Origin of the sequence: Hyphomonas sp., assembly GCF_037969335.1 — a bacterium.
Taxonomy (GTDB): domain Bacteria; phylum Pseudomonadota; class Alphaproteobacteria; order Caulobacterales; family Hyphomonadaceae; genus Hyphomonas.
Window position 1 is genome coordinate 1 of the sequence record NZ_JBBKXE010000102.1, and the last position, 3,915, is coordinate 3,915.

Genomic DNA, 3,915 nt, shown 5'->3' on the forward strand with positions numbered 1-3,915 from the left:
GCATTGGTGACAGTTTCGCCGGGCCGGGGCAGGGCGGGGCCGGTGGCGACAATGTCGAGATTGATCGAGCCGGTGACGGTGATCATGTGCTGCCCACCAGGTCTTCGATCAGCGCGAAAAAGCCGTCCGGGTCGGCCTTCGTGACCCATGTGTGGGGGCCTTCTTCGAGGGCGGACAGGCGGGTCTGGCCAAAGCGCGTACCGGATTCGGTGTCGACGCTGACGTTCGCCTTGCGGCCTTCGAACAGGTGCGGCGCCAGCAGGTAGGCGATGGTGGCGGGATCATGCATCGGCGTCATGCGCCCTTCCTTCCAGCGCGCTTCCAGCACATTGGCGGCCTCCAGCAGCTGTACCATGATCGCGGCACGCGGGCCGGGCAGCGCGCGGAGCGCCGTCAGGCGGTCGGGCTCGGCGCGTACCTGGTGGGTCACGTCGAGATTGAGGATGGTGGCCGGGATGCCGCTATCGAACACGACAGCGCCCGCATGCGGGTCGGCGAAGATGTTGAACTCGGCAAACGGGGTGATGTTGCCGCCTTCGCTGTCAGCGCCGCCCATGATCACCAGCTTGTCGATGCCGCGGGCAATGTCAGGCGCCATGACAATGGCGGCCGCGATATTGGTCAGCGGGCCGGTGACGACGATCGTGTATTCAGCGGGACTGGCAGACCGCAGCGTGTCGATCAGGTGTGTGACGGCATGGCCGGCCGCGAGCGGCACGTCCGGTTCGAACGGGTCGAGCCCGGCGATGCCGCTGTCGCCGTGGAAATGCTCGGCTGTGACCGGTTTGCGCAGGATAGGACGCGGACACCCGGCAAAGACCGGCACGTCCGCCCGGTCCATGATCTGGCACATCATGCGCGCATTGCGGCTGGTCAGGTGCAGGGGCACATTGCCTGCTACGGTGGTGATGGCGCGTAGGCCCAGCGCTGGGCTTGCCAGCGCCATCATCAGCATGACGGCGTCATCAACGCCCGGATCGCAGTCTATGATGATCGGCAGTCGCGTCATGCGTTGCTGGCTTCCCTTGTCGGTGTGTTGCAGCGCATGCTAACCATCGGGCCCGCCCGGGCAAGTGAGATCAGGTGGCGAGCTGTGTTCAACGCTCGGAAAGCGTGGGGATTTTCATGACGGACGTGCCAGAAATCAATGTCCCGGCCCTTGTCGCGGCGGCCCGAAAGGCCCGTCTCAATGCGCACGCGCCGTATTCGCATTTCCAGGTCGGGGCCGCCGTTCTGGATGAACGTGGCAGCGTTTCGGTTGGCTGCAACATGGAGAATGCGGCCTATCCGCTTGGGACCTGCGCCGAGGCCGTGGCGCTTGGCGCCATGGTGGTGTCCGGTGGCAGGCAAGCCCGCGCGATCATGATTGTGGCGGGCGGCGAGCGCCTGATCACGCCGTGCGGTGGCTGCCGCCAGCGTATCGCCGAGCTCGCGGGCCCGGACACAATTGTCTATTGCGCTTCCGATACGGGCGACACGATTGAAAGCATGCGTGTGGAAGAGCTGTTGCCCAACAGTTTCCGCCTCTAGGGGCGCGTTTTCAGGTCGTCCAGCATGGCGCGGAAGGCCGGGGATATGTCCGGGCTGTCCATGTGCAGGCCATAGCCTTCGAACACCATGTCGATGGTCACACGCTCTTTCTTGCGGCCAACCAGGCGGGCCACCATCCGGCTCTCGGCCACGGTGCGGCCCTTCGACAGGAATGTGTGTTCGAACAGGATATAGCTGCCCTCCCAGCCGACGGGCCGTGTGTGCAGTTCGAACTTCTGAGGGAAGCGCATCATGCGGTGGAAGCTGATCGCCTCGCTCTGGATGATCGGCGTCCAGCCATGCTTGCGGAAGACTTTCAGGAAGCCCGTGCGGGCGATGTAGTTCAGCATGCCGAGGTCGGTGAACGAGGCATAGCGGGAATTGGTCATGTGCCCCATCGGGTCATGATCGCCGATCCAGACGGCCGATTTGATGACATGAACGTCAAGCGGCGCCGTGCGCTCACCCGAAAAGTAAGCCGGAAGGAAAATCCTGAGGAACCGGAAAAAGAGGTTCATGATTAATCGTGCGTCCTGTTGCTCCTGTGGGCCAATTGCAAAGACCGGGCCGCATTCCAGCGTGCCAGCAACAGACTAATAAAGCATGTTGGACCGCATGCGCGCCCATGAGGATTCCGGGGATTTGCAGGTGCGAGGAGGGCCTATTTGACCGTGATCGTTCCGGCTTTATAGGCGGCCCTGCAATCGCTCGCATCCTTGCCGATGTGGCTGTCCGTCAACAGGATCGAGCGGCCTTCGCCGGTGAAGCGGACGTCGTCGCATGTGCCATCATGGGCGTATTCGCCGCTATCGTCGCCGAAATCGTCATGCGACCTGTCGGCCATCATCATGACTTTTCCGGCCACCGCCGTGAGCGTTTCGATATTCACCTTGATGTTGGCGATCGTCATGCCGCCATCGAGAATGACATACCGGGACACGCCAACGGATTGGCGGCTTTGCCAGACGCTCACGGCCGCATAAGAGAGACTCGCCGTGTTCAGGGATTCGAGGCTGATACCGTCGGTCATGTCATACGACATGAACATGTTCAGGCCCTGGCACGCGCCGGCTTCGTCGCAGGCGGTTCCATCCAGGACATATGTCTGGCCGTCACCGTCCTGGGCAATGATGAGAACGTCCTCTGCGTCGCTCTCCAGAACGGCATGATCCAGCGAGGTCGCGATGGCCTCCATGTCGGAAAGCGTCACGCTGTTGACCAGCTTGCTGTCGTCGATGCCGGATGTGCCTTGGGCCGAAACGGTTGTCGCGAGGCCGATGGCCATGAAGGCGAGGGAGATGGATTTGATCATGGCTGCGGCATCCTTTTCAGACACTAAAGCCAATGCGCCCCCGCCGCGCAACTGATTGCGCCTAAAGCAATGGTGCACCCAACAGGATTTGAACCTGTGACCTCTGCCTTCGGAGGGCAGCGCTCTATCCAGCTGAGCTATGGGTGCGAAAGAGGAGCCGTCTTTAAGCCAAGCCGGGCAGGGGCGCAACGGGTCAAAGCCGCCCCGTTGCTTGCGCCTGCGGGAATTTGCGCTAGCTAGGACCCTCACGACAAAAGGATGTACCCGATGCGCACACGCGGCCTGGCCCTTTCCCTGATCCTCGGCTTCGCGCTGGCCGGCCTCGTCGCCTGCAAGGAAAAGACGCCGGATCCGGCTGCGATCGCAGCGCAGGCCGACGCCGCCAAGGCCGAACAGGACACGGCAGCAGAGGCGGCACTGGCGGCGGCCAAGGCATCGCGCGGCTTGGGCGAACCGGCCATCTGGGTGCTCAGCGACGCCGATACGACGCTTTACATCATGGGCACGGTCCACCTGTTGCGCCCGGAACTCGACTGGCGCAGCGACGAGATCGACGCGGCCATAAATGCTGCCGATACGCTCGTGTTCGAGGCCGATGTGTCCAGTCCCGAAGCGGGCGCCGAAATGATGAAATTCGTCCGCAATGAGGGCCTGTTCCAGGATGGCGGCCAGCTGACCAACCTGCTCAGCGATGCCGAGACACTCGAGCTTCAGGCTGCGCTCGACTATGTCGGCCTGCCGCTTGGCGCCGTGCAGAACATGCGACCCTGGTTTGCTGCCGTGAACCTGTCTGTCATGCAGATGACGAAAGACGGATTCGACCCGAATTCCGGCGTTGAACAGGTGCTCATCGCTGAAGCCAGGGGGGCCGGAAAATCATTCGCCTATCTCGAATCCGTGGACGACCAGCTCGGCCGGCTCGCGGGCCTGCCGGATGATGTCCAGGTCGATTTCCTGATCAGTTCGGCGGAATCCATCGACGAGGGCGCCGCCACGCTGGACGCGCTGGTCGATGAATGGGCTGATGGCGACGTCAACGGGCTCGGCCTGTTGCTCGCCAATCCCGACATGAT

Annotated in this window: 5 protein-coding genes and 1 tRNA gene; 2 read left to right on the forward strand and 4 right to left on the reverse strand. The window is 62.7% G+C overall.

The window, feature by feature from the left end; all coding sequences use genetic code 11:
• Positions 1-82: 82 nt before the first annotated feature.
• Entirely contained in the window at positions 83-1,009 is a 927-nt protein-coding gene (locus AADA04_RS08010; RefSeq protein WP_340692734.1) for a nucleoside hydrolase, read from the reverse strand.
• Between the two features lie 116 nt (positions 1,010-1,125).
• Here AADA04_RS08010 and cdd point away from each other — a divergent pair, with 116 nt between their 5' ends.
• Positions 1,126-1,530 (forward strand): cytidine deaminase, encoded by a 405-nt coding sequence (gene cdd / locus AADA04_RS08015; protein WP_340692735.1) that lies wholly within the window; start codon positions 1,126-1,128, stop codon positions 1,528-1,530.
• Here cdd and AADA04_RS08020 read toward each other — a convergent pair.
• The 3 genes from AADA04_RS08020 to AADA04_RS08030 all read right to left on the reverse strand — a co-directional run bounded on the left by AADA04_RS08020 (position 1,527) and on the right by AADA04_RS08030 (position 2,989).
• Positions 1,527-2,048 (reverse strand): thioesterase family protein, encoded by a 522-nt coding sequence (locus AADA04_RS08020; protein WP_340692736.1) that lies wholly within the window; start codon positions 2,046-2,048, stop codon positions 1,527-1,529. The two genes, cdd and AADA04_RS08020, sit on opposite strands and share 4 nt — an antisense overlap.
• A 143-nt stretch (positions 2,049-2,191) precedes the next feature.
• The gene (locus AADA04_RS08025) at positions 2,192-2,842 is read right to left on the reverse strand and encodes a hypothetical protein (RefSeq protein WP_340692737.1); all 651 of its coding nucleotides are present in this window, start codon (positions 2,840-2,842) and stop codon (positions 2,192-2,194) included.
• Positions 2,843-2,912: 70 nt separating this feature from the next.
• Positions 2,913-2,989, reverse strand: a tRNA-Arg gene (locus tag AADA04_RS08030).
• Between the two features lie 120 nt (positions 2,990-3,109).
• Between AADA04_RS08030 and AADA04_RS08035 the strand changes: the two genes are divergently transcribed.
• A partial coding sequence (locus tag AADA04_RS08035; protein ID WP_340692738.1) for a TraB/GumN family protein occupies positions 3,110-3,915 on the forward strand: 806 nt, incomplete at its 3' end.

Excerpts from the sequence above, each read along its gene's own strand:
- AADA04_RS08025 (WP_340692737.1), bottom strand. The coding sequence starts at position 2,842 with ATGATCAAATCCATCTCCCTCGCCTTCATGGCCATCGGCCTCGCGACA.
- AADA04_RS08020 (WP_340692736.1), bottom strand. The coding sequence starts at position 2,048 with ATGAACCTCTTTTTCCGGTTCCTCAGGATTTTCCTTCCGGCTTACTTT.
- AADA04_RS08010 (WP_340692734.1), bottom strand. The coding sequence starts at position 1,009 with ATGACGCGACTGCCGATCATCATAGACTGCGATCCGGGCGTTGATGAC.
- cdd (WP_340692735.1), top strand. The coding sequence starts at position 1,126 with ATGACGGACGTGCCAGAAATCAATGTCCCGGCCCTTGTCGCGGCGGCC.